This is a genomic window from Aeromicrobium sp. P5_D10 (genome assembly GCF_054049535.1).
In genome coordinates, this window is sequence record NZ_JBFUME010000010.1 from 1 (window position 1) to 24,358 (window position 24,358).

Genomic DNA, 24,358 nt, shown 5'->3' on the forward strand with positions numbered 1-24,358 from the left:
GACAGACCGTATGCAAACCCTCACCCTTGACGAGCTTCATCAACTCGTTGTACTCCGGCCCCATCTTGGCCCGAGTCTTGATCCACTCAGGCTTCTTCTCGATCGGAGTCTCAGCATTACGGGCCTCGATACGCAACAACTTGCGGCCCTCAGGAGCGATAGTCACATGCCCAAGCGTACGCCCGTCTGAAAACGTCCCTTAGGCTCGGTCGGGTGCTGGATCTCGAACGTCGGTGGGTGCGTCCGAGTCCGACGTCTGCCCAGGTGCGACGCGACACGGTTGCCGGGGTGGCTGCTGCACTCCTGTCGGTCGCATCGGTGGAGGTGTGGCACAGCGGCTACGGCACGTCGCTCGGCTGGAAGGGCATCGAGGGCTACCTCCTGTTCGCCGTCGCAGGCCTGCTTTTGGCATTGCGCAGGCGGCTGCCCCTCGTGACGCTCGCGGGGGATTCGGCGCTGTTCATCCTGATCGGCGTCCGGCTGGAGGAACTCGGGGTCATCTTCACGATCCAGGTGATCATGTTCGTCTCGCTGTACTCGGCGTGGGCCTGGTCACGCGCGCCACGACGGCTCTACGCAACTAGCGCCGCCGTGATCCTTGCGATGTTCGGCTGGCTGGCGTGGGAGTTTGCGACGACGACTCCACCGCGTATGCCGCACGAGGGACTGCTCCCGCCGTACGCCGCGGTCATCACGTACTCGCTGGTGGTCAACGTGTTCTACTTCTTCGGCGCGATGGCCTGGGGGCACGGCGCGTGGCGGAGTGCCCGTCAACGGGCCGAGCTCGCCGAACGGGTCGACGACGAGCGCCGTGCCCAGGTCGTCGACCGCGAGCGCGCGGTCCAGGCCGAACGCGTGCGCATCGCCCGTGACCTGCACGACGTCGTGGCACACCACGTCAGCGGTATCGGGATCCAGGCCTCCGGAGCGAGCCGGGTGCTCAGCTCGAGGCCGGAAGATGCCGCGCTGGCGCTGGAAGTCATCGAGCGGTCGTCCCGCCAGGCCGTGCAGCAGATGCACCAGTTGGTCGGCCTGTTGCGCTCCGACGACGAGCGCAGCGACCGCGGGCCCCAGCCTGGACTTGCCGACCTCGGCTCGTTGGCCTCGCCCGACGGACGTCCGGTCGTGACATTCCGCCAGGTGGGGGAGCCCTTCGACGTTCCTCCCACGGTGGCCCTGTCGCTGTTCCGCATCGCTCAGGAAGCCGTGGCGAACCTCCGGCGTCACGCTGATGCGGGCAAAGGGGAGGTTGTCCTTCGGTTCGCTGCGGCCGGCGATAGCCGTCCTGCCAGCGTCGAGGTCGAGGTGATCGATGACGGGAAGGCCCTCGGCTCGCCCGTGGGGCAGGATGAATCGGGGGGCTTCGGGCTCAGAGGCGTGCGTGAACGTGCCGTGATGCACTCAGGTTCGTGCGAGATCGGGCCACGGCCCGAAGGGGGGTTCAGGGTGCGAGTGCGTATTCCGGTAGCGGTATGACGATCACGGTGGTCGTCGCCGACGACCAGGAGCTGGTGCGAACCGGGTTCGGGATGATCCTGGGTGCCGAGGACGACATCGACGTCGTCGGAGTAGCCGAGGACGGAGACATCGCGGTGGCCAAGGCCGTGGAGCTGACGCCCGATGTGATGCTGATGGACGTCCAGATGCCGCGCATGGACGGCATCGAGGCCACCAGGCGGGTCGTCCAGCAGGTACCTGGATGCCGGGTGCTGATCCTGACGACTTTCGACGATGACGATTACCTGTTCGCGGCGCTTCAGGCGGGCGCGAGCGGGTTTATGCTCAAGAATTGTCCGCCAGCTGATCTTGTCGCGGCGATACGAGTCGTGGCGCAGGGACATTCGCTGCTGGCACCAGAGGTCACCCAACGGGTCATCGCGCGTTCGACCGAGCGGGAGCGAGGACCCCGACCACCCGGCTTCGACGATCTGACCGAACGCGAGCTCGACGTGCTGACGGCGATGGGCCGTGGTTTCAGCAACAGTGAGATCGCAGCCGAACTCTTCGTCAGCGAGACGACGGTCAAGTCGCATGTATCGCGGGTGCTCATGAAGCTCGGGGTGCGAGACCGGGTGCAGGCCGTGATCTTGGTGCATGAGTCAGGGCTGATGGACTCGAGCGGCCAGTAGTCCGTTCGAGCTCTTCGGTGTGGGTCTCGGGCACCTGCGTCCGCCGAAAGGATGAAGTGTCTCTCGTCCGCGCGGCCGATGCCCCGGCGGCCGGCTCCGCCTAGCGTGGAGTCATGTTGGAGATCAACTCATTGACCAGGGTCTACGACGAGCGTGTTGTCGTTGATGACATCAGCTTCGAGGTGCGACCCGGACGGGTCACCGGTTTTGTCGGCGCCAACGGTGCGGGTAAGACGACCACGATGCGGATGATCCTCGGGGTCCTCTCGCCGAGCTCGGGCGAGGTTCGGTGGAATGGCGCGCCGATCAGCACGGCGCAACGTCGCAAGTTCGGGTACATGCCGGAAGAGCGCGGTCTGTACCCGCGCATGAAGCTCCTTGAGCAGCTCGTCTTCCTCGCCCGACTCCACGGTATGAGCCGCTCGGCGGCGACTGACAGGGCCACGGGTCTGCTCGAGCACTTCGACCTCGGTGACCGCGCCGACGATCTGCTCGACAGTTTGTCGTTGGGCAACCAGCAGCGCGTGCAGATCGCCGCCGCGGTGATCCACCACCCCGACGCGCTGGTGCTCGACGAACCGTTCAGCGGTCTGGACCCCATGGCCGTCGACGCGATGGCCGAGCTCCTGGTCAAGGAAGCCGGCGACAAGCCGCTGCTGTTCTCCAGCCATCAGCTCGACCTCGTCGAACGGCTGTGCGATGACCTGGTGATCCTGTCGAACGGTCGGGTCGTCGCGGCAGGTCCGGTCGAGGAGCTCCGAGGCCGGGGCGCTGATCGCTATCGCGTGGTGCTCGACGGTGCAGACGCCGCCTGGATCCGTGACCTCCGGGGCATCGAGGTACGTGACATCGACGGCTCGACAGCACTGGTCGACCTCGACGGTGTCACGGCGTCGGCGCTTCTCGGCCAGATCGTCGCCCGAGAGCCTGTCGCCGAGTTCGCACAGGTTCGCCAACCCTTGTCCACGATCTTCCGGGAGGTCATCCGATGAGCACCACGACAGTCAACCCGCAGACCGGCGATGCATCGGTGCGTGGAGCCTGGCGGGTCGTCGCCGAGCGTGAGATCACGACCCGGATCCAGCAGAAGTCGTTCCGGTACAGCATCCTGGCCCTGGTCGTCGGCATCGCGGCCATGGTGGTGCTGGCCTCGGTGCTCGGTGGCCGGCCTACCGACTACAAGGTCGGCGTCGTCGACCAGGAGACCGCCGCGATCGTCAAGGCGGCCGCCCCCGCGATCGATCGCGCCGACGAAGGGTCGACCATCAAGGCGCGTGACTTCGACTCGGCGGCGGCAGCTGAACGGGCCGTGCGCGACGGCGACGTCGACGCGGCGCTCGTCCGGACCGATGACGGCTACGAGGTCATCGGCGAGAACAAGATCGACGGCACATTGTCGACCGCACTGACGACCATCGCGTCACAGCAGGCGCTCGATCGCAATGCGCAAGCGCAGGACGTCGATCTCGAGCAGCTCGTGGCCGGCTCGGCGGTGGCGGAACGTCTGCTCGACCCGGACTCCGACGATGCGGGAGCGCGCAGCGCCACGGCCTTCGTGTTCGTGCTGTTGTTCTACCTGACAGCGGTCATGTTCGGCATGACGATCGCCCAGAGCGTCGTGCAGGAGAAGGAGAGCCGGGTGGTGGAGATACTCGCCGCTGCGGTGCCGATCCGGGCGTTGCTGTGGGGCAAGATCGTCGGCAACTCGGTGCTGGCCCTGTTCCAGATCGTCGTGATGGTCGCGACGGGGATCGTGGCGCTGGCCCTCACCGGGGAGAAGGACCTGCTGTCGGCCATCGGGCCGGCTGCGGCGTGGTACATCGCGTTCTTCGTGCTCGGCTTCGTGGCGCTGTCGGGCCTGTGGGCCGTCGCCGGATCGCTGGCCTCACGCCAAGAAGATCTGGGCTCGACCACCATGCCAGGACAGATCATTCTGTTTGCGCCGTACATGCTTGCGGTCACCGGGGGCGCCGGGGTCAAAACCGTCGTCTCGATGCTGCCCGTCGTGTCGGCGATGATCATGCCGTCGCGGATGGCCGAGGGATCGGTGCCGGCCTGGCAGATTGCCGTCGCTTTGGCCGTCAACGTCGTCGGCGCGTTCTTGCTTGTGCGGTTCGCGGCGCGTCTCTACGAGCGCACGCTGATGCGTACGGAGCGCAAGATCGGATTCGGCGAGGCGCTGCGGCTCAGCGAGTGATGAGCGCGGAACCGACCGGCACGGACGGGCCGGTCGGTTCCGGCTCATGCAGATCCGGTGTCGGGGTATAGGGCTGCCAGGCGAGAATCTCCTGCAGGTGGGGCTTGATGGCCTCGGCTGCCTCTCGCACGCTCACTGTGCGGCCCAGCTCGGCCGAAAGCGACGTGACCCCGGCATCGGCGATCCCACACGGCACGAAGCGGTCGTAGTACGACAGATCGACGTCGGTGTTGAGCGAGAAGCCGTGCATCGTGACGCCGCGTGAGACCCGGATCCCGATGGCACCGACCTTGCGTTCGGCACGCTCGGCCGTCGCCGCGATCCATACCCCGGAACGTCCCTGGACCCGGCCTGTCGTCACGCCGAGGTCGGCCGAGGCGCGGATCATCGCTTCCTCGACCCGACGGACATAGTCGACGACGAGCACGTGCGAGGGCAGTTTCGTGATGGGGTAGCCGACGAGCTGGCCCGGTCCGTGAAAGGTGATCTTGCCGCCACGGTCGACGTCGACGACGGGAGTGCCGTCGAACGGGCGCTCGTACGGCTCAGTGCGACGTCCCGCAGTGTAGACCGGCGGGTGCTCGAGGAACAGCGTGGTGTCACCGATCTCGTCGGCGACCCGGCGTGCGTGAAGTGCCCTCTGAAGCTCCCAAGCCTCTTCGAAGTCGATCGCGTTGGCGCCGTACCAGTCTTCGAGGATCTCAAACGTCGTCACGGCATCCAGGGTATCTCTCACAGGCTTGTGGACAGCCCGACGCATGAATCTGTCGATTGACTGACAGTGGACGCATGGAGTGGTTATGGGTGCTCATCACGCTGGCGCGGCAGGTTTCCCCGGCGCCGGACGATCAGTGGGCTACTCGGCTGGCCGCGCTCGACACCGTCCGCCACAGGGCATTCGCCGAAGCCGCACCGCATCTGCTGGATCAGGTGTACTCGACGGGCAGCGAAGCGCTGGCCGACGATGCTGCCACGATCCGGGCTTACTCCCGCCGCGACGGTCGGGTCGTGGGAGCCGAGCTGCGGATACTTTCGTGCCGGGTCATCGCAGCGAGCCGCGATCAGACGAGATTGGAGGTCGTCGACGTCCTCAAGTCCCCGCAAGTCGTGTGGCAGGACGGAACGACAACTGACTTGCCCCGCGACCGTCCGTCGCAACGGATCGTCACGATGGAGCGCACCGCAGACGGCTGGCGGATCTCAGCGGTTCGTGACGCTGAGCGGTGACCCTCAGGAGACAGCGGCGTCGAGAGCTGCTTGGAGATCGGGTTCGGAGAAGGTGAAACCGGCGTCGGCCAGCGCGACGGGGGAGACCAGTAAGGATCCCAGCAGATCATCGGCGAGACCGCCGAGAGCCGCCTTGACCGCGAAGGCCGGCACGGCCAGGAATGTCGGCCGGTGGACGGCCTTGGCGAGCGCCCGGGTGAACTCCGCATTGGTCACGGCCTCGGGCATCGCGAAGTTGAAGGGTCCGGCGGTGTGGTCATTCTCCAAAAGGAATGTGACGCCGCGGACCCAGTCGTTGCGCGAGATCAGCGACATGTGCTGGTGCCCGTTGCCGAGCCTGGCGCCGCCGCCCAGCTTCCACACCGGCAGCATGAGCGCGAGAACGCCGCCGTCGCCGTCGAGGACGAGCGATGTGCGCACGAAGCAGGTTCGGGCTCCAGCAGCGACGGCGGGTGCAGCAGCAGCCTCCCACTGATGTGAGACCTCGGCCAGGAAGCCGTGACCGGGCGCGCTGGTCTCACTCAGGATCTCGCCGCCACGGTCGGTTCCGTACCACGACATTCCTGAGCCCGAGATGAACACGGTCGGTGAGGTGGACGCCGCGATCGCCTTGGCGAGGGTCTCCGTTGCCTGGACCCTCGAGGCGAGAATTTCCTTTTTGCGCCCCGAGGTGCGGGGCCACTGTGAGATGGGGGCGCCGGACAGATTGACCACGGCATCAGCCCGGTCGATCAGGACCTGGTCGATGCGTCCGGTGTGCGGGTCCCAGATCGACGCGTCGTCGGCCGGGGTGCCCGTGCGGATGAGCCGGGTGACCTCGTGGCCACGCTCACGCAGATGCGTCGTCAGTGCTGCGCCGAGGAACCCCGACGCACCACCGACGACGACATGCATGGGATCAGGACCCGAGTTCGGCTTCGAACGAACCGGCCTGGAGACGCTGCTTGACCGCGGTCAGGAAGCGACCGGCATCAGCGCCGTCGACGATGCGGTGATCGTAGGTCAACGCCAGGTAGGCCATGCTGCGCACCGAGATGCTGTCGTTCCCGTGCTCGTCGGTCGTCACGACAGGACGCTTGACGACCGCACCGACACCGAGGATCGCGACCTGAGGCTGGTTGATGATCGGCGTGTCGAACAACGCGCCGTTGCTGCCCAGGTTGGTGATCGTGAAGGTACCACCGGACAGCTCATCGGGCGTGATCTTGTTGGTGCGGGTGCGCTCCGCGACATCGGCGATCTTGCGGGCCAGGCCCGCGATCGACAAGTCGCCGGCATCCTTGACCGTGGGTGCGAGCAGCCCGCGTTCGGTGTCGACCGCGATGCTGAGGTGCTCACCCGACGGGTAGGTCACGGTGCCGGCTTCGAGGTCGAGCGCGGAGTTGAGCTGCGGGTACGACTTGAGCGCCTCGATCGCGGCCTTCGCGAAGAACGGCAGGAAGGTCAGCTTGACTCCCTCGCGCTCGAGGAAGGCGTCCTTGTGGCGGGCGCGCAGACGGGCGACCTCGGTCACGTCGACCTCGTGGACCTGCGTGAGCTGGGCCGAGATCTGCAGTGACTCGACCATACGGTTGGCGATGGTCTTGCGCAGGCGGGTGACCTTCTCGGTCTTGCCGCGCAGCGCGGACGGCTCGGCGGCCGGCGCTTGCGCCGACGGAGCTGCAGCAGCGGCAGGCGCCTCGGCAGCAGCCGGCTTCGCGGCGGCGTCGAGGACATCCTGCTTGCGGATACGTCCGCCGACTCCGGTGCCCGTGATGGCCGAAAGATCGACATCATGCTGTTTGGCGAGCTTGCGCACGATCGGTGTCACATACGAGTCGCCGTTGCTCTCGCCGGATGCGGCAGCCGCAGGTGCAGCCGGCGCAGGCGCTGCGGGGGCCGGTTCAGGCTCGGCCGGTGCGGGAGTCGGTGTCGGTTCTGGCGCAGGGGGCGGGGGCGGCGGTGCCGGAGCAGGCTCGGGAGCCGGTTCGGCAGGTGCTGCTTGCGCCTCGGCTTCAGCGGCAGGCGCCGCTTCTGCCGGAGCGGCCGCGGCACCCTCTGCGCCGATGATGGCGAGCACAGCGCCGACCTCGACCGTCTCGTCCTCTGCGGCGCGGATCTCCAAGAGAGTTCCGGCGACGGGGGACGGGATCTCGGTGTCGACCTTGTCGGTCGAGATCTCGAGAAGCGGCTCGTCGACGGCGACCTCGTCGCCGACCTGCTTGAGCCACTGGGTGACGGTGCCTTCGGTGACGCTCTCGCCCAGGGCGGGCAGCGTCACTTCGGTGCCTTCGCCGGATGCCGGGGCAGTGTCGGCCTGCGGGGCCGGAGCCGTCTCGGCGGCGTCGTGCTGCTCCTCGGCGCTGTCTTCTGGCTGGTTCGAGCGCTCCTCCGCGACAGGGGCCGCCTCGGGTTCGGCGGCAGGCGCCTCTTCGGCGGCGGGTTGTTCGGCAGCCGGCTCTTCGGCAGCGGGAGCAGCGTCGTCGCCGGCGCTTTCGCCTTCTTCACCGATGACGGCCAGGACGGCGCCGACTTCGACGGTGTCGTCCTCGGCGGCGCGGATCTCCAGGAGAGTTCCGGCGACGGGGGACGGGATCTCGGTGTCGACCTTGTCGGTCGAGATCTCCAGGAGCGGCTCGTCGACGGCAACTGTGTCGCCGACCTGCTTGAGCCATTGGGTGACGGTGCCCTCAGTGACGCTTTCGCCGAGAGCAGGAAGTGTGACAGTCGTAGCCATGGTGATCTCCGGTCTCAGGCGTGCGAGTGAAGGGGCTTGCCAGCCAGAGCGAGCGCGGCTTCGCCGAGCGCTTCGTTCTGGGTGGGATGGGCATGGATGAACTGCGCGACGTCCTCGGGGTACGCCTCCCAGTTGACGATGAGGGAGGCCTCACCGACCTGCTCGCCGTAGCGGGCGCCGATCATGTGGACACCGACGATAGGGCCGTTCTTCTCACGCACAAGCTTGATGCTGCCAGCAGTTCCGAGGATCTGCGACTTGCCGTTGCCGCCGAGGTTGTACTCGACGGTCTCGACGCCGTCGTCGCCGAACTTCTCGCGGGCCTGCGGCTCGGTGATGCCGACCGAGGCGATCTCGGGATCGCAGTAGGTCACACGAGGGATACCCGCGTCGATGACCGGCTGCGGGTTGAGACCGGCGATCTCTTCGGCGACGAAGATTCCGTGGGCGAAGCCGCGGTGTGCCAACTGCAGGCCCGGGACGAGGTCGCCGACAGCGAAGACGCCGTCGACGTTGGTCGCCAGACGCTCATTGGTCGGAACCCAGCCACGGTCGACGTTGATGCCGGCCTCTTCGTAGCCCATGCCGGCCGAGTTCGGGCCGCGGCCGACGGCGACGAGGACCAAATCGGTCTCCAGCGTGTCGCCGTTCTCCAGGGTCACGGTGACGCCGGACTCGGTCTGCTTGACCGACTCGAACTTCACGCCGGTCTTGAAGTTGATCTTGCGCTTGCGGAATGCGCGCTCGAGTTGCTTGCTGAGCGACGGATCCTCCAGCGGGATGAGGGTCGGCAGACCCTCGATGATCGTGACGTCGGCGCCGAATGACTTCCAGACGCTGGCGAACTCAACACCGATGACGCTGCCGCCGATGATGACGACCTTCTCGGGGACTTCACTCATCGTCAGCGCTTCGGCCGACGTGATGACCCGGCCGCCGATCTCGAGTCCGAGCGTGCGCGAGACCGATCCGGTCGCCAGCACAACATTGGTTCCTGTGTAGCGCTCGCCGTTGACCTCGACGGTCTTGGTGTCGACGAGCTTGCCTTCACCTTCGACGACCGTGATGCCGCCGGACTTGATGAGACCTTGCAGGCCCTTGTAGAGACGGTCGATGACGCCGTCTTTGTACGTGTTGACCGCAGGCATGTCGATGCCTTCGAAGGTCGCTTTGACGCCGAAATGCGAGCTCTCGCGAGTGTTGTCAGCGACCTCGGCGGCATGCAGCAGAGCCTTCGTCGGGATACAGCCTGTGTGCAGGCATGTTCCCCCCAACTTGGACTTCTCGATCAGGGCTACTGTCTTGCCGAGCTGCACGGCGCGGAGTGCGCAGGCGTAACCGCCACTTCCGCCGCCGAGAATCACAATGTCGAAGTTGTTGCCGGCGCCGTCCGCCACGGTGTCCTCCTGAGGATCTCTCTTGACTTCATCTTGTCACTGATCACAAGCAACCTGCCACCGGGGTTGATCGTGGCTGTCATGTCGATCGGGCACACTTGTCCCATGGGAATCTTCCGCGGTCGAAAGGCTCGCACTGAGGCAGGTGCTGTCGTCTCCGACCGCAACTCCAGCCGGGCCGACCTCGACGCGTTACGACAGTTCGCCGAGTCCAGGCGCGGTGTGGAGGCGTGGATAGAGCCGAAGACTTCGGTGACCCAGACGACATTGCTGCTCGTCGCGCACGACGGAGAGTCGATTCGCCGACGTGTCACCTCAGCGCAGGCCGGTCACGACTTCGCCCGCAAGAAACTGCAGATCCCGGTCTACGACTCGAATCTCGTACCGATACCCACCAGGAAGCGCGAGTACGACCTGCGGAAGGTCAAGGTCTCGTCGCCGTCCAAGTCGTCCGCATCGCAGCCTGTTAAGCAACGTTCGCGCCGGGAACTGGCGGCCATCATGACGCTGGAGTCCATCGCCGGGGTCGAACCGCTGTCGGACGATCCATCATTCGATCAGCTCATGAAGCTCTACCGCAGCGCGCGCAAGCAGGCCCACCCCGATCGCCTCGGGGGAGATCGCACCAAATGGGACACCGTCGAGGACGCCGCCCGAGCCCTCAACCTCCCGGACTAACCCTGTCCCTGCCAGGCGAGATATCGGCGGTCTTGGGTCGTTGCGCTGCACCGGACGACCCAAAACCGCCGACATCTTGCTAGCGGGGCGCCTGGGACAGTTCCGAGGCCAGTTCCACCAGGGTCCGGACGCTTGTCCCCGTCCCGCCGACCGGCGTGTAGTCATTGGCCGATCCCTCGTTGAACGCCGGGCCGGCGATGTCGAGGTGCGCCCAGGAGACTTCTCCGACGAATTCGCGCAGGAACGCCGCCGCGAACAGCGCGCCGCCGTACGACTTCGGATTGTGCTGGCGCAGATCCGCGATGGAAGACGAGGTCACGATGCCCTTCATCTCCTCAGTGATCGGCAGCGGCCACATCGACTCGCCGGCGGTCTTGGAAGCCGCGAGGATCGTGTCGCTGAGCGCTTCGTCATTGCCCATGACACCGGCCGTGTTCTGCCCGAGAGCGACCATGCAGGCACCGGTCAGGGTCGCGACGTCGACGATGTGATCAGGCTTGGCATCGACCGCGAGCGAGAGCCCGTCGGCCAGGACCAACCGTCCTTCGGCGTCGGTGTTGTGCACCTCGACGGTCGCGCCGCTGCGCATGTGCAGGACATCGCCGGGGCGGGTCGCCGCGCCGCTTGGCATGTTCTCGGCGATACATGCGTACGTCGTGACCTTGATGGGCAGGCCGAGGCGCGCGATCGCGATCGTCGCGGCGGCCACAGCTGCCGCACCGGCCATATCGCACTTCATGGTCTGCATCGAGGCGCCGGGCTTGATCGACAGTCCTCCGGAATCGAACGTGATGCCCTTGCCCACGAAGGCCAAGTGCGCGACGGGCTTCTCCGGCTCGTACGACAGCGTTACGAGGCGGGGAGGAGCGTCGGACCCCTGACCGACGCCGAGGATGCCGCCGCACTTCTCCTTGGCAAGACGTTTCTCGTCCCAGATCGTCACCTTGACGTCGGATCCGGCGTGCGCCGAGATGGCCTCGGCGAAGTCGGCAGGACGCTTGTCGCCTGGGGGAGTGTTGACCCAGTCGCGGGCCGCGTTGACCGCGACCGCGACCGTCGCGGCGCGTTCGACGGCCTGCGTGGCGGTCGACTGACGCGCGAAGGGCGTCAGGATGACAGCGCTCTCGACCTCGGGCTTGGGCTTGTCGCCCTTTTTCTTGGTCTTGTAGGTGTCGTACGAGTAGGCGCCCAGCGCGATGCCTTCGGCGATCGCGGCGACCTCGTCGACGCCTGCCGGGTGCAGGGCGACTGCGAGGCTCGTGGCGTTGGTCGCCGCCCGCAGTCCGCGTGCCGCAGCACGGCGCAGGTCCTCGGCGGTCGGCTCATCGGGGAGGGCGACCGCGATGACGATGGGTGCCTTGGTCAGCCCGCCTGACGGGAATCTGACGACCTGCCCCTTCTCCCCGGTGAACCCGAGCAGGTCGAGGGTCGGTGCGAGGTCGCCGCGGTCTTCGTCGTTGCGGATTCCCAGGATCAGGACGTCGGCGCTGGCCGTGGTCGGCTTCGAGGTGCTGAGGGTGACAGAGGGCATGCCTGCCACTCTAGGTCGCGGCATCCGGGGGCGCGACTCTCGTCTAGGTTGAGGGTATGGACTTGCTGCATTCGCCCTTGCACGACCGTCATACCGAACTAGGTGCCAAGCTCGCCGAGTTCGGCGGCTGGGCCATGCCGTTGGAATACGCCGGTGGAGGCGTCCTGGCCGAGCACAAAGCCGTCCGGGAGGGCGTCGGCCTGTTCGACGTCAGCCACTTGGGCAAGGCGCTGGTGCGCGGATCCGGTGCTGCGGCATTCGTCAACACCTGTTTCACGAACGACCTGGAGCGCATCCAGCCCGGTCAAGCGCAGTACACATTGTGCTGCGACGAGGACGGCGGGACGGTTGACGATCTGATCGTCTACCTGCGCAATGACTTCGAGGTGTTCCTGATCCCGAATGCCGCCAACACCGCGGCCGTCGTGGAGCGTCTGCAGGAAGCGGCGCCCGACGGCATCGAGGTGACCGACCTGCACCGCGACTACGCGATCCTGGCGATCCAAGGACCATCGAGCGATGAGGTGCTGCAAGCACTCGACCTGCCGGTCGACCACCAGTACATGTCATTCGCAGACGCCACGATCGCCGGACGCGACATCACGGTGTGCCGCACGGGGTACACCGGCGAGCGCGGCTACGAGCTGGTCGTGCCGACCGCCTCGGCAGTGGAAGTCTGGGACGCCGTGATCGCAGCAGGCGAACCGTACGGCCTACGGGCCTGTGGTCTCGGCGCGCGCGACACGCTGCGCACCGAGATGGGTTATCCCTTGCACGGACACGAACTGTCGCCCGAGATCAGCCCCGTCATGGCTCGAGCCGGTTGGGCTGTCGGCTGGAAGAAGCCGGAATTCTGGGGCAAGGCAGCGTTGGAGACTCAGCGCGCCGAGAAGGTCGTCCGGACGTTGCGCGGCCTGGCCGCTCAAGGTCGTGGGATCCCGCGACCCGGGATGACCGTGCTGGACGCCGACGACGGGGCGATCGGCGAGGTCACGTCCGGAACGTTCTCGCCCACCCTCCGACAGGGCATCGCGCTTGCTCTCATCGAGCCGTCCGTCGAAGATGGCGCCACAGTGATCGTCGACGTACGCGGTCGCTCCGAGGCCTTCACCGTCACCAAACCGCCGTTCGTTCAACCCTCGACCAAGGAGTCATGACCATGAGCTGGACCTGGACGTTTGAAAACACGACCGGCGAGGTCGTCGGCCGCTCCGAGACGTTCGACAATCGTGGCGACGCCGAATCATGGGTCGGCGAGGCATTCGGCGAATTGCTCGATCAGGGCATCGATCAGGTGCGGTTGTTCGAAGGTGAGAACGAGATCTACGGCCCGATGTCACTGCACGCCGAGAACAACTGATCCCGGCAGGTGGTTCAGCGGTAGTTGTCGCTGAGCGTCTCGCCGCGCTTGACCTGCACCTTGGGCAGCCGGAACCGGCGTAGCTGGGTGCTGCGAAGCACGGCGTACGTCGTCGTGCCCTTGAGGGCATCGTCGCCGAAGCGGGCCCGGAGCTGCTTCTTCAGACCGCGCACCATGAAGATCTCGTCGAAGACAGTAGCCAGAATCACGACGGGGTAGACGAACACCGTGAGCGCGTCGGTCACCTTCGGGCTCATGCTGCCGGCCACCATGAAGAAGAGCAGCAACACGACCAGGAACGGCAGCAGGAACTCCGCCACATTCCACCGACGGTCGACGTAGTCGCGGCTGAAGCGGCGCACGGGGCCCTGCTCGCGAGCCGGCAGATAGCGCTCGTCGCCGTTCTTGAGCGCCTCGCGCTGCTTGACTCGGAGTGCTTCGCGGGCGGCCCGCTCGCGCTTGGCCTGTTCTTTGCGGGTCGTCGGCGTCTTCATCTGCTTCTTGCGAGCAGCCTCGGCCTCTTTGCGACTGGGGGTCGCGCGTCCCTTGCCTGCTTCCGTCTCGTCTACCACGGGCGCAACCCTACCCGTAGGCTTGACGACATGAGCATCCGCAAGCGCATCGTCAACTGGTTGAAGTCACGGTCATCCACCAGCGACGATCCGGCCAAGCTCAAAGATCGTCTCGATGAGAAGTATCGCGAGCAGACAGCCCTGCTTCGCCAGGTGCGGCGCGGCGTCGCCGATGTCGCGACGAGCCGCAAGCGGGTCGAACTCCAACTCGCGACGATCGCGCAGCAGAGCTCGCACCTCGATGACCAGGCGCGCCAGGCCGTTGCGCAGGGCAATGACGACGAGGCGCGGGCGATCCTCGTGCGCAAGGTGACTCTGGAGAGGTCGGGCGCCGACCTCAAACAGCGTCACGCTGACCTGAAGGCCGAAGAGAGCAAGCTCGAGCAGGCCGCCGACAAGGTCGAGCAGGAGGTCGAGAGCTTCCGGATCCGCAAGGACACGCTTTCGGCCCGGCACACCGCAGCATCGGCGCGCGCCGAGATCAACAGCGCCACGACGGGCATCAACTCCGCCGTCAGCGAGGTCGGTCAGGCCATGGAATCGGCCGAACGGCGTACCCGCGAACTCGAGGCCCAGGCCGATGCGGTCGACGAACTCGTCGCCGACGGCGTCGTGACCAAGCCCGGCCAGTCGCCCGACGATGTGTGGAGCCGGCAGTTCGACGCCGCGCTCGACAGCGCCGAGGTCGACCGTCAGCTCGAGGAGATCTCGACTCACCCCAAGGACGACAATGGCGCGCACTAGATTCAAGTCCGACCGCGGCCTGACGCTGCGTATGGGCGGCGTGAGCTTCGGCCTCGGTGCCCTCTACATCATCTTCGGTGCCGTCTTGTTCACGGTCATGGGCAACAGCGTCATCGCACTGGTCATCGTCCTCGGCATGGCGTGGGGGCAGTGGTATTTCTCCGACACGCTCGCGCTGAAGTCGATGAACGCGCAGGTTGTCGAGCCGCATCAAGCGCCTGAGCTCCACGCCATGATCGATCGTCTGTGTGCTCTGGCCGATATGCCGAAGCCACGGGTCGCGATCGCGCAGACCGATATGCCCAATGCGTTCGCGACCGGACGGTCGCCCAAACATTCGGCCGTCTGCGTCACGACCGGCATCATGCAGCGGCTCGACGCCGATGAGCTCGAAGGCGTCCTGGCGCACGAGCTGGCCCACGTTGCCAACCGTGACGTCACGGTCATGACGGTGGCCTCGTCGCTGGGTCTGCTCGCCGGTTTCATCACTCGCTGGGGCATGTACGCCAGCAATATCTTCGGCGGCCGCAACCGCAACAACGGGGCGGTGTTCCTTGTCGTGTTCCTGGTCAGCATGGTCGTGTACGCCGTCAGCTTCGTCCTGACCCGCTCGTTGTCGCGCTATCGCGAACTCAGCGCCGACCGCAGCGGCGCCTACATCACGGGACGACCGTCCAAGCTGGCGTCGGCACTCGTCAAGATCTCCGGCGATATGGCCAGCATCCCCAACCGCGACTTGCGTGAGGGGCAGGCGATCAGTGCCTTCTTCTTCGCACCGGCGATCAACCGCGAGTCGATCGGCGCGATGTTCTCGACGCATCCGCCATTGCAGCAGCGGCTCGACCAGCTGGCCAAAGTCAGCGCCGAGCTGTCCGAGTAGATAGTCTCGCGCGATGGGCTTCTTCGATGCGATCCTCGGCCGCAGCAAACCGCCGGAGGCAGACCTCGACGTGCTGTTCGCGGTCCCGCAAGCGGTGATCTCCTTGCAGGTCGAGGGTTTCACGCCAACCGGCTCGGGCTCGGTATGCTTCCGCGACGCCGAGGGCAATGCCGACGATCTCGTCATGGCCGACGCCGAGCGCCTGATCACGTCCTCGCCCGGATCGACGGTGACCCGCAGCGATGACCGGTTCGGTTTCCACTGGCTGACCGTGACCCGTGCCGACGGGGACGTCTCGGGACTCGTGACCGACCTGCACGCCGTCAACACCTCGCTGGCCGATGCCGGCTTCGGGCCGTCGCTGCTGTGCTCGACGGTCGCGTTCACCACGGCGGTCGGCAAACCCTTCGGGCTGGTGTACCTCTACAAACGAGGCACGTTCTATCCGTTCGCGCCCGACGGCGAGAACCGGCGCGACAACAGTCTGGAGCTTCAGGCCCGCGGTGTCGTGGCCACAGATGTGCCGATCGAACCCGATCTGACCAGATGGCTGGCGATCTGGGGTGCGCCCGGTCTGACCTGATCGGATGCGGGCGATAGATTGGACATGTGAGCTTCGACGCCTTCTCCCGTGACCAGATCCAAGCCATCTTCGACGAGCAGACCGCTGCCTATCGCGTCCTGCAGAATCGCGGACTCAAGCTCGACCTGACGCGCGGCAAGCCGTCGCCGGCGCAGCTCGACCTGTCGAATGGACTCCTCGACCTGCCGGGCGCCGATTTCGTCGATTCCCACGGCACCGACACCCGCAACTACGGCGGGCTCAACGGTCTGCCCGAGATCCGCGAGATCTTCGCGCCGATCATGCAGGTGCCGGTCGACCAGGTCGTGGCCGGTGACAATGCGAGCCTCGCGATGATGCACGACAATCTGATCTTCGCGCTGTTCCATGGCGTACCCGGCTCCGAACAGCCGTGGGGCACCGAGGAATCGGTCAAGTTCGTCTGCCCGGTACCCGGCTACGACCGCCATTTCGCGCTGTTGGAGGAATACGGGATCGAGATGATCCCCGTGACACTCAACGACGACGGTCCCGACATGGACGCGGTGCGCGAGATCGTCAAGGATCCTGCGGTCAAGGGCATGTGGCTCGTGCCGACGTACGGCAATCCCACCGGAACCGTCGTGAGCGAGGCCATCGCGGCCGAGCTCGCCGCAATGGAGACAGCAGCGCCAGACTTCCGGATCTTCTGGGACAACGCCTATGCGGTGCACCATCTGACTGAAGAGCAGACCAAGACCGCCGACATCCTCGGATTGTGCACGGCGGCGGGAAATCCCGACCGGCCGATCATCTTCGCCTCGACGTCCAAGATCACGTTCGCCGGATCGGGTGTCTGCTTCCTGGGCAGCTCGCGGGCCAATGTCGAGTGGTATCTGCGCCACCTCGGCAAGCGGACCATCGGGCCCGACAAGATCAACCAGCTGCGTCACGCCCGCTACCTCAAGGACACCGAGGGTGTCTACGCGCTGATGGACAAGCACCGGGCGATCTTGGCGCCGAAGTTCGACACCGTCGTGCGGCTCCTCGAATCTGGTCTCGGCGAATACGGCGTGGCTTCGTGGACCGAGCCCAAGGGCGGTTACTTCGTCAGTCTCGACGTACTCGACGGGACCGCGACGCGAGTCATCGAACTGGCCGGTGAGGCCGGGGTCGTGATGACGGGTGCGGGAGCTGCGTTCCCTTACGGCGATGATCCGCGCGACCGCAATATCCGGATCGCGCCGTCATTTCCCTCGCCCGATGATCTGACCGCCGCGATCGAGGTACTCGTGACCTGCGTCCTGATCGCCGCGGCCGAACAGGCCCTCGCCTGAGGATCCTGGTCGCGCCGGATGGATTCGGCGGGACGCTGTCGGCCCCCGAGGCGGCCCGTGCGATTGCCGAGGGCTGGCAGCGCCACGCGCCCGACGACATCCTGACGCCCGCTGCCATGTCTGACGGCGGGCCCGGCTTCGTCGACGTGATCCACGCCGCGATCGGGGGCGAGCTTGTCGTCGAGGTCGTTCGAGGCCCCCTGGGCGCACCGGTGCCGGTCACGGTGTTGTCGGTCGGTGACACGACGTATGTCGAGAGCGCCCAAGCGTGCGGTCTGCAGCTTGTCGATCCCGCGGACCCCATGAACGCAACGACTCACGGCGTCGGGCAGGTCATCGCCCGGGTCATCGACACCGGTGCGCGACGTATCGTGATCGGTCTGGGCGGCAGCGCGACCAATGACGGGGGAGCGGGCCTGCTCGGCGCACTCGGCGCGACGGCAGACGTCCCGTTGGATGCAGGTCCCGTGGGTCTCAGCGGTGTCACCCGGGTCGATATCGGTCGTGCACGCGATCGGGTCGAGGACGTCGAAATCGTGATCGCGTCCGATGTCGATCTGCCGCTACTGGGCATGTTCGGTGCGACCAAGACCTTTGGCCCGCAGAAGGGGCTGGACGACGATCAGATCATCACGGTCGACGGCGTCCTCGATGCCTTCGTCGAGGCGGCGTGCGGAGCGACTCCGGCCGAGCGGCGAATCGCCGATACGAAGGGTGCCGGTGCTGCCGGCGGACTTGGTTTCGCGCTGATGCTGCTGGGCGGGCAGCGGGTGTCGGGAATCGAGCTCGTGGCCGAGGTGGTCGGACTGACCGCACAGGCGGCCCGACACGATCTGGTCGTCACAGGGGAGGGGACGTACGACTTTTCGTCCCGTGCCGGCAAAGTCGCCTACGGGGTGGCAACTGTCGCGTCGGCGGCCGCGCGGCCCTGCATCGTCTTGGCCGGACAGGTCCTGGTCGGCTCCCGCGAGATGCGTGCCATGGGCGTCGAAGCCGCCTATGGAGTCAGCGACTATGTGGATGTCGAGGCGTCGATGGCCGATCCTTACCGGCACCTTTGCGATCTCGCCGAGCGCGTCGCACGGACGTGGTCGCCACGACGTCACGATTGACCACGTAGGATGGAATGGAATCGCCACGGAGCACGTTGTTGGATGACGACGAGTCCTCCACACCAGACCATGGGAGTTACACATGACAGTCGAGACCGAGCAGTCCAACGTCGAGAGTGCGACCGGTGTCAGCCTGAGTGAAGGAGCTGCGTCCAAGGTCGCGAGCCTGCTCGCTCAGGAAGGACGCGACGATCTCTCGCTGCGGATCGCCGTTCAGCCGGGCGGTTGCTCCGGACTGCGCTACCAGTTGTTCTTCGACGAGCGTTCGCTCGACGGTGACCAGATCTTCGAGTTCGGCGGCGTCAACGTTGTCGTCGACCGGATGAGCTTGCCGTACCTCGGCGGCGCGACGATCGACTTCGTCGACACGATCGAGAAACAGGGCTTCACGATCGACAACCCCGCCGCCACGAGCTCGTGCGCCTGTGGAGATTCGTTCCACTGAGACGTAGCTAGACCACGACCTGCATCAGGTCACACGACGCCCTCCTGCGCCAGCGGGAGGGCGTTGACTATTGTGTGATGGTGCACCTCGCCATCGCTGGATCGATCGCTACCGATCACCTCATGACATTTGACGGGAAGTTCGCCGACTCGCTCGTGCCGGACCAGCTCGACAAGATCTCACTGTCGTTTCTGGTCGACGACCTCGACGTTCGCCGTGGGGGGTGCGCCGCCAACATCGCCTTCGCCCTCGCGAAGCTGGGTCATCGGCCGCTCCTGGTCGGTGCCGTCGGTCGCGACTTCGACGTGGAGTACCGCGGCTGGCTTGATGCCGCTGGCGTCGATACCAGCGGAGTGCGGGTCTCCGAGACCCGTCACACGGCACGGTTCGTCTGCACGACGGATTCGGACATGGCCCAGATCGCGACGTTCTACGCCGGCGCGATGGCCGAGGCGCGTGACATCGACCTGACGGCCGTCGGTGCCGATTTCGACCTGGTCCTGGTCGGGCCCGATGATCCAGAAGGCATGCTGCGCCACACACAGGCGTGCCGTGACAACGGCATCGCCTTCGCCGCCGATCCTTCGCAGCAGTTGGCCTGGGCTGAAGGCGATGTGATCCGCCAGCTGATCGACGGTGCGACGTACTTGTTCAGCAATGACTACGAAGCAGCGCTGATCCAGCAGAAGACCGGCTGGACCGCCGACGAAGTACGCGCCCACGTCGGAACCCAGATCATCACGCGCGGCAAGGACGGCGTGACGATCTATCCCGAGGGTGGTGCCGAGCCCATCGAGGTGGGCGCGATCGAAGGCGTGGTGGCGGTCGATCCCACAGGAGTGGGCGACAGCTTCCGGGCCGGATTCCTGGCCGGTATCGCAGCTGATCTCGACTTCGAACGTTCCGCGCAGATCGGTTGCACGATTGCCGCGAGCGTCGTCGAGACCAAGGGCACGCAGGAGTACGCACTCGACCGCGAAAACTTCCTCAAGCGCATCGGCGCCTCGTACGGCGAAGCTGCCCGTGCCGAGGTCGGCGCAGCACTGTTTCGCGCATGAATACGCGGGGAACAACCCAAATTCAACACAGGCTTACCTCACCGACCTGGCGAGACAGCCCTGCGTTAAGGTTCTTGATGTCATCTTGTGACAGTCATGGTTTAGAAAGGCGCCTCGTGGGTCGGATGAAATGGGCGGTTCTCCTCGTGGCCGCCGTTGTATTGAGCGGTTGTGCACCAGACGCCGATAATGACCTCAAGCGGCTGGCACTGCCTGTGGGCAGCACTGACCGTACCGACGACATCTGGGAACTGTGGTTGGGTGCCTGGATCGCTGTTTTGGTGATCTTCCTGCTGGTCTTCGGTCTGATCGTCTACGCGATGATCCGCTACCGTCGCCGCAGTGATGACGAGGTTCCGGCGCAGATTCGCTACAACCTGCCGATCGAAGCGCTGTACACCTTCGCGCCGGTCATCATCGTGGCGGTGTTCTTCTTCCACACCGTCACCTCGCAGAACAATGTGCTCGAACGCGTCGACAATCCCGATCACACGATCGAGGTAGTGGGCAGCAAGTGGCAGTGGGCCTTCAACTACCTCAACGAAGACGCTGCGAAGGGTGAGGATGTCTTCGACATCGGCACCCCGCAGGATCCGACCGAGCTCTGGCTCCCGGTCGACGAGTCCGTTCGCTTCGTGCTCAAGTCACCTGACGTGATCCACTCCTTCTGGATTCCCGAGTTCTACTTCAAGATGGACGTCGTGCCGGGCAAGATCAACACCTTTGATCTGTCACCGACACGCACGGGTGAGTTCACCGGCCGCTGTGCAGAACTCTGCGGTCTCTACCACTCACGCATGATTTTCAAGGTGCACGTTGTTTCGCGCGCCGATTACGACAAGCACCTCGCCGAGCTCGAAGAGGCCGGTCAGATCGGAGCCCCCGAAGGCTCCAAGAAGGCCAATGAGATCGCCGGCCTCGAAGGTGACGTCAAGACTGGGAACGTCACCGGCGTTCAGGGAGATGGGTCAGGGTCCTGATGACTAGCGACGCAACAGCCTCATTTGATGACGCTTCGGATCGCGTGGTGACGCACGAGCGCACCCTGGGTCAGAAGATCGTCACTGTGTTGACGACGACCGATCACAAAGTGATCGGCAACATGTACCTCATCACGTCGTTCGCCTTCTTCATCATCGGCGGCATCCTGGCGCTGCTGATCCGTGCCGAGCTGGCTCAGCCCGGCACCCAGATCGTCGACGACGAGACCTACAACCAGTTGTTCACGATGCACGGCACGATCATGTTGCTGATGTTCGCGACACCGTTGTTCTTCGGCTTCTCCAACGCGATCATGCCGCTGCAGATCGGCGCGCCCGATGTCGCGTTCCCGCGCCTCAACATGTTCAGCTACTGGCTGTACCTGTTCGGCAGCATCATCGTGGTCTCGGGCTTCTTCGTGCCCGGCGGCGCGGCCAGCTTCGGTTGGTTCGCGTACGCCCCATTGAGTGATGCGGTCAACTCACCAGGGGTCGGCGGTGACCTATGGGTCATGGGCCTGTGGATGTCGGGTCTCGGCACGATCTTGGGTGCGGTCAACTTCATCACCACGATCTTCACGATGCGTGCCCCCGGCATGACGATGTTCCGCATGCCGATCTTCGTCTGGAACACGCTGGTGACCAGCATGCTGGTCCTGATCGCCTTCCCGATCTTCGGCGCTGCGCTCCTGTCGCTCGAGGCTGATCGCCGCCTGGGTGCCCATGTGTTCGACCCGGCCAACGGCGGACCGATTCTGTGGCAGCACCTGTTCTGGTTCTTCGGTCACCCCGAGGTCTACATCATCGCGTTGCCGTTCTTCGGCATCGTGACCGAGATCCTGCCGGTGTTCGCCCGTAAGCCGATCTTCGGCTACGTCGGCCTGGTCGGCGCGACGTTGATGATCGCGGCGCTGTCGATCGCCGTGTGGGCCCACCACATGTTCGTCACGGGTTCGGTCGATCTGGCGTTCTTCTCGTTCATGACGTTCTTGATCGCGGTACCGACAGGCGTGAAGTTCTTCAACTGGATCGGCACATTATGGGGCGGATCTCTGTCCTTCGACACGCCGCTGATCTTCTCGCTGGGCTTCTTGACGACGTTCCTCTTCGGCGGTCTGACCGGCGTCATCCTGGCATCGCCGACACTTGACTTCCAGCTGTCGGACAGTTACTTCGTGGTTGCGCACTTCCACTACGTGGTCTTTGGCACCGTCGTGTTCGCGATGTTCGCCGGCTTCTACTTCTGGTGGCCGAAGCTGACCGGTCGCATGCTGGACGAGAAGCTCGGCAAGATCCACTTCTGGCTCCTGTTCATCGGCTTCCATCTGACCTTCCTGGTGCAGCACTGGCTGGGTGTCGAGGGCTTCCCGCGCCGCTACGCCGACTACGGACCCGGCGATGGATTCACGACGCTCAACGAGATCTCCTCGATCGGTGCATTCCTGCTCGGTGCCTCGACGCTGCCGTTCTTCTACAACGTGTGGAAGTCGCGCAAGTCGCCGCAAGTCGGCCTCGACGATCCGTGGGGCTGGGGACGCTCGCTCGAATGGGCCACCTCCTCGCCGCCGCCGCGCCACAACTTCGTGTCGCTGCCGCGCATCAGGTCCGAAAGCCCGGCTTTCGACCTGCACCACCCGGAGATCGCAGCTCTCGAGTTGGCTCACAATCCGGGCGAAGACTCCACATTTGCCGACGCACCTGATGTGAGCGGCAAGAACGAAGCCATCGGCGATGCGAAGGGCGAGCACTGATCCATGAAGGCCGAAACTTGGACAATTCTGGCGTGCGGAATCTTCTTCGCACTGATCGCCCCGGTCTATTGGGTCCTCACTAAGGATCCGACTGGCACGACGGCGCTCGTCATGACGACGCTGTTGTGTGCCCTGCTCGGCTTCTACCTGGCCGTGGTCGCCAAGCAGATCCCGGACCGTCCTGAAGACCGCAGCGACGGCGAGATTGCCGAAGGCGCTGGCGAGCAGGGCTTCTTCCCGCCCTACAGCTGGTGGCCGCTGTTCTGCGCCCTGGCGCTGGCAGTCGTCGTGCTGGGTGTTGTCATCGGCTGGTGGCTGTTCATCATCGGCGCCGGAATACTGGGAGTCATGGTGTGCGGTTGGGTGTTCGAGTACTACCGGGGCATCCACGCTCACTGAGCCATTTTCGACGATCCCCCATCGCCACGTAGACTGTGGCGGTGGGGGATCTTCGTTTTTCGTCCTGGGCGGCCTGCTGTGTGCTGGTCGCCGTTGCCGGCTGTTCTGTTATCGCCTCGTCAGAGCCCGATGAGCCGGCTGCGTCAGCTGTGCCCATCGCCCTGACGCCGAACGTCCAGCCGGGCGAGAAGGACGTCAAGGTCAGCACGCGGGTCAAGGTGCTGGTCGAGGACGGTTCGGTCACCGAAGCCACGCTCCAGACCGCTGATGGCAAGACCCAGATTCCCGGCCGTATCAACGCCAACGGTTGGACCGCACGAGATCGGCTGGAGCCTGGCACTTCGTACCGGCTGACGGCTCGCGGTGCGGGGGAGGACGGCAAGTCCGCAACGGTGAAGCGGACGTTCACGACCCAGCAGCTCACGCTCGAACAGCAGACGTATCCGTCGGTCGCACCGTTGGAGGGTGAGACGGTGGGTGTCGGAATGCCGGTCATCGTCACATTCGATCTCCCGGTCAAGAATCGGGCGCTGTACGAGAAGCACATGGCCGTCACGACCGACAAGAACGTCGTGGGTTCGTGGACCTGGCTCAACGACCGCGAAGCGCATTTTCGGCCCGAGACCTATTGGCCGGCGCACGCCAAGGTCAATGTCCGGCTTCGACTCAACGGGCTGTCAGCCGGTGGCGGCATCTACGGGCAACAGGACCAGGACATCGACTTCCGGGTCGGCAAGAAGGTGGTCTCGGTCGTCAACGTCGCCAGGCACAAACTGCGGTACACCGTCGACGACCGGCCGGTACGCACGATGCCGGTCACAACCGGCGACAATACGCACCGTTCGCGCGAAGGCATCAAGGTCATCATGGAGAAGTTCTCCTCGGTCGATATGGATGCTGCGACGACAGGCGTGGATTCTGAGGATCCGGGCTACTACAACATCTCGGATGTCCGTTGGGCCATGCGCCTGACCAACTCGGGCGAGTTCGTGCACGCGGCGCCGTGGTCGGTGCGTTCGCAAGGCGTGGCGAACGTGAGTCACGGGTGTACCGGCATGAGCACCTCCGATGCGAAATGGCTTTACGACCGCTCGCGGCGCGGCGACATCATCCGGTACGTCAACAGTCCCCGTCCGCTCGAGGACCGCAATGGCTGGACGGACTGGAACGTCCCGTGGTCTGAGTGGACCGCCGGATCGGCGCTGAGCACCCAGTCCTGACACGCTGCTGGGTCCTGGGGGCCGAGATCTCGACATCGGCCACTGAGGCCTCGAGACGAAATGGCGTGAAGGACCAGTCCACCG

Annotated in this window: 25 protein-coding genes; 19 read left to right on the forward strand and 6 right to left on the reverse strand. The window is 65.3% G+C overall.

The window, feature by feature from the left end:
• The first annotated feature begins 213 nt into the window (after positions 1-213).
• The 4 genes from ACXJKC_RS17615 to ACXJKC_RS17630 all read left to right on the forward strand — a co-directional run bounded on the left by ACXJKC_RS17615 (position 214) and on the right by ACXJKC_RS17630 (position 4,326).
• Positions 214-1,476, forward strand: a complete 1,263-nt coding sequence (locus ACXJKC_RS17615; RefSeq protein ID WP_456698043.1) for a sensor histidine kinase — start codon at positions 214-216, stop codon at positions 1,474-1,476.
• The gene (locus ACXJKC_RS17620; protein WP_456698044.1) at positions 1,473-2,129 is read left to right on the forward strand and encodes a response regulator transcription factor; all 657 of its coding nucleotides are present in this window, start codon (positions 1,473-1,475) and stop codon (positions 2,127-2,129) included. The genes ACXJKC_RS17615 and ACXJKC_RS17620 overlap by 4 nt, the downstream gene beginning before the upstream one ends.
• Before the next feature lie 113 nt (positions 2,130-2,242).
• Entirely contained in the window at positions 2,243-3,121 is an 879-nt protein-coding gene (locus ACXJKC_RS17625) for an ABC transporter ATP-binding protein (protein WP_456698045.1), read from the forward strand.
• Positions 3,118-4,326 (forward strand): ABC transporter permease, encoded by a 1,209-nt coding sequence (locus ACXJKC_RS17630; RefSeq protein ID WP_456698046.1) that lies wholly within the window; start codon positions 3,118-3,120, stop codon positions 4,324-4,326. The genes ACXJKC_RS17625 and ACXJKC_RS17630 overlap by 4 nt, the downstream gene beginning before the upstream one ends.
• On the opposite strand, the gene lipB is transcribed toward ACXJKC_RS17630, so the two are convergent.
• Positions 4,316-5,041, reverse strand: coding sequence for a lipoyl(octanoyl) transferase LipB (gene lipB, locus ACXJKC_RS17635; protein ID WP_456698047.1), 726 nt, complete (start codon positions 5,039-5,041; stop codon positions 4,316-4,318). The two genes, ACXJKC_RS17630 and lipB, sit on opposite strands and share 11 nt — an antisense overlap.
• 74 nt (positions 5,042-5,115) lie before the next feature.
• On the opposite strand from lipB, the gene ACXJKC_RS17640 reads away from it, so the two are divergent.
• Positions 5,116-5,553, forward strand: a complete 438-nt coding sequence (locus ACXJKC_RS17640; RefSeq protein ID WP_456698048.1) for a hypothetical protein — start codon at positions 5,116-5,118, stop codon at positions 5,551-5,553.
• Positions 5,554-5,556: 3 nt separating this feature from the next.
• On the opposite strand, the gene ACXJKC_RS17645 is transcribed toward ACXJKC_RS17640, so the two are convergent.
• Genes ACXJKC_RS17645 through lpdA form a run of 3 tightly spaced genes read right to left on the reverse strand, consistent with a single transcriptional unit; the run spans position 5,557 to position 9,666 of the window.
• A complete protein-coding gene (locus ACXJKC_RS17645; protein WP_456698049.1) occupies positions 5,557-6,447 on the reverse strand; it encodes a TIGR01777 family oxidoreductase in 891 nt (296 codons plus the stop codon).
• A gap of 4 nt (positions 6,448-6,451) precedes the next feature.
• Positions 6,452-8,269 (reverse strand): 2-oxoglutarate dehydrogenase, E2 component, dihydrolipoamide succinyltransferase, encoded by a 1,818-nt coding sequence (gene sucB, locus ACXJKC_RS17650; RefSeq protein WP_456698050.1) that lies wholly within the window; start codon positions 8,267-8,269, stop codon positions 6,452-6,454.
• Between the two features lie 14 nt (positions 8,270-8,283).
• A complete protein-coding gene (gene lpdA / locus ACXJKC_RS17655) occupies positions 8,284-9,666 on the reverse strand; it encodes a dihydrolipoyl dehydrogenase (RefSeq protein WP_456698051.1) in 1,383 nt (460 codons plus the stop codon).
• Between the two features lie 105 nt (positions 9,667-9,771).
• On the opposite strand from lpdA, the gene ACXJKC_RS17660 reads away from it, so the two are divergent.
• The gene (locus ACXJKC_RS17660) at positions 9,772-10,344 is read left to right on the forward strand and encodes a hypothetical protein (RefSeq protein ID WP_456698052.1); all 573 of its coding nucleotides are present in this window, start codon (positions 9,772-9,774) and stop codon (positions 10,342-10,344) included.
• Positions 10,345-10,423: 79 nt separating this feature from the next.
• Here the strand turns inward: ACXJKC_RS17660 and ACXJKC_RS17665 are convergent, their stop codons facing one another.
• Positions 10,424-11,875, reverse strand: a complete 1,452-nt coding sequence (locus ACXJKC_RS17665) for a leucyl aminopeptidase (protein ID WP_456698053.1) — start codon at positions 11,873-11,875, stop codon at positions 10,424-10,426.
• A 56-nt stretch (positions 11,876-11,931) separates the two neighbouring features.
• On the opposite strand from ACXJKC_RS17665, the gene gcvT reads away from it, so the two are divergent.
• Positions 11,932-13,032, forward strand: a complete 1,101-nt coding sequence (gcvT, locus tag ACXJKC_RS17670; protein ID WP_456698054.1) for a glycine cleavage system aminomethyltransferase GcvT — start codon at positions 11,932-11,934, stop codon at positions 13,030-13,032.
• A gap of 2 nt (positions 13,033-13,034) precedes the next feature.
• The gene (locus ACXJKC_RS17675) at positions 13,035-13,235 is read left to right on the forward strand and encodes a hypothetical protein (RefSeq protein ID WP_456698055.1); all 201 of its coding nucleotides are present in this window, start codon (positions 13,035-13,037) and stop codon (positions 13,233-13,235) included.
• Positions 13,236-13,249: 14 nt separating this feature from the next.
• On the opposite strand, the gene ACXJKC_RS17680 is transcribed toward ACXJKC_RS17675, so the two are convergent.
• Positions 13,250-13,807 (reverse strand): DUF3043 domain-containing protein, encoded by a 558-nt coding sequence (locus ACXJKC_RS17680; protein ID WP_456698056.1) that lies wholly within the window; start codon positions 13,805-13,807, stop codon positions 13,250-13,252.
• Between the two features lie 30 nt (positions 13,808-13,837).
• On the opposite strand from ACXJKC_RS17680, the gene ACXJKC_RS17685 reads away from it, so the two are divergent.
• The 11 genes from ACXJKC_RS17685 to ACXJKC_RS17735 all read left to right on the forward strand — a co-directional run bounded on the left by ACXJKC_RS17685 (position 13,838) and on the right by ACXJKC_RS17735 (position 24,274).
• Positions 13,838-14,551 (forward strand): PspA/IM30 family protein, encoded by a 714-nt coding sequence (locus tag ACXJKC_RS17685; protein WP_456698057.1) that lies wholly within the window; start codon positions 13,838-13,840, stop codon positions 14,549-14,551.
• The gene (gene htpX / locus ACXJKC_RS17690) at positions 14,538-15,431 is read left to right on the forward strand and encodes a zinc metalloprotease HtpX (RefSeq protein WP_456698058.1); all 894 of its coding nucleotides are present in this window, start codon (positions 14,538-14,540) and stop codon (positions 15,429-15,431) included. Before ACXJKC_RS17685 ends, htpX begins: the two co-directional genes overlap by 14 nt.
• Positions 15,432-15,444: 13 nt before the next feature.
• Positions 15,445-16,014 carry a PspA-associated protein PspAB gene (gene pspAB, locus ACXJKC_RS17695; protein WP_456698059.1) on the forward strand — a complete coding sequence of 190 codons (570 nt, stop codon included), beginning with the start codon at positions 15,445-15,447 and terminating at the stop codon, positions 16,012-16,014.
• 26 nt (positions 16,015-16,040) lie between these two features.
• Positions 16,041-17,309: an aminotransferase gene (locus tag ACXJKC_RS17700; protein ID WP_456698060.1), complete on the forward strand. Its 1,269-nt coding sequence runs from the start codon at positions 16,041-16,043 to the stop codon at positions 17,307-17,309.
• Between the two features lie 5 nt (positions 17,310-17,314).
• Positions 17,315-18,421: a glycerate kinase family protein gene (locus ACXJKC_RS17705; protein ID WP_456698192.1), complete on the forward strand. Its 1,107-nt coding sequence runs from the start codon at positions 17,315-17,317 to the stop codon at positions 18,419-18,421.
• Positions 18,422-18,503: 82 nt separating this feature from the next.
• Positions 18,504-18,866: a HesB/IscA family protein gene (locus ACXJKC_RS17710; RefSeq protein ID WP_456698061.1), complete on the forward strand. Its 363-nt coding sequence runs from the start codon at positions 18,504-18,506 to the stop codon at positions 18,864-18,866.
• Positions 18,867-18,943: 77 nt separating this feature from the next.
• Positions 18,944-19,924 (forward strand): carbohydrate kinase family protein, encoded by a 981-nt coding sequence (locus ACXJKC_RS17715; protein WP_456698062.1) that lies wholly within the window; start codon positions 18,944-18,946, stop codon positions 19,922-19,924.
• Positions 19,925-20,070: 146 nt separating this feature from the next.
• The gene (gene ctaC, locus ACXJKC_RS17720; protein ID WP_456698063.1) at positions 20,071-20,904 is read left to right on the forward strand and encodes an aa3-type cytochrome oxidase subunit II; all 834 of its coding nucleotides are present in this window, start codon (positions 20,071-20,073) and stop codon (positions 20,902-20,904) included.
• The gene (gene ctaD, locus ACXJKC_RS17725) at positions 20,904-22,655 is read left to right on the forward strand and encodes an aa3-type cytochrome oxidase subunit I (protein WP_456698064.1); all 1,752 of its coding nucleotides are present in this window, start codon (positions 20,904-20,906) and stop codon (positions 22,653-22,655) included. Before ctaC ends, ctaD begins: the two co-directional genes overlap by 1 nt.
• A gap of 3 nt (positions 22,656-22,658) precedes the next feature.
• The gene (locus tag ACXJKC_RS17730; protein WP_456698065.1) at positions 22,659-23,054 is read left to right on the forward strand and encodes a cytochrome c oxidase subunit 4; all 396 of its coding nucleotides are present in this window, start codon (positions 22,659-22,661) and stop codon (positions 23,052-23,054) included.
• 41 nt (positions 23,055-23,095) lie between these two features.
• Positions 23,096-24,274 (forward strand): Ig-like domain-containing protein, encoded by a 1,179-nt coding sequence (locus ACXJKC_RS17735; RefSeq protein ID WP_456698066.1) that lies wholly within the window; start codon positions 23,096-23,098, stop codon positions 24,272-24,274.
• Positions 24,275-24,358: the final 84 nt, after the last annotated feature.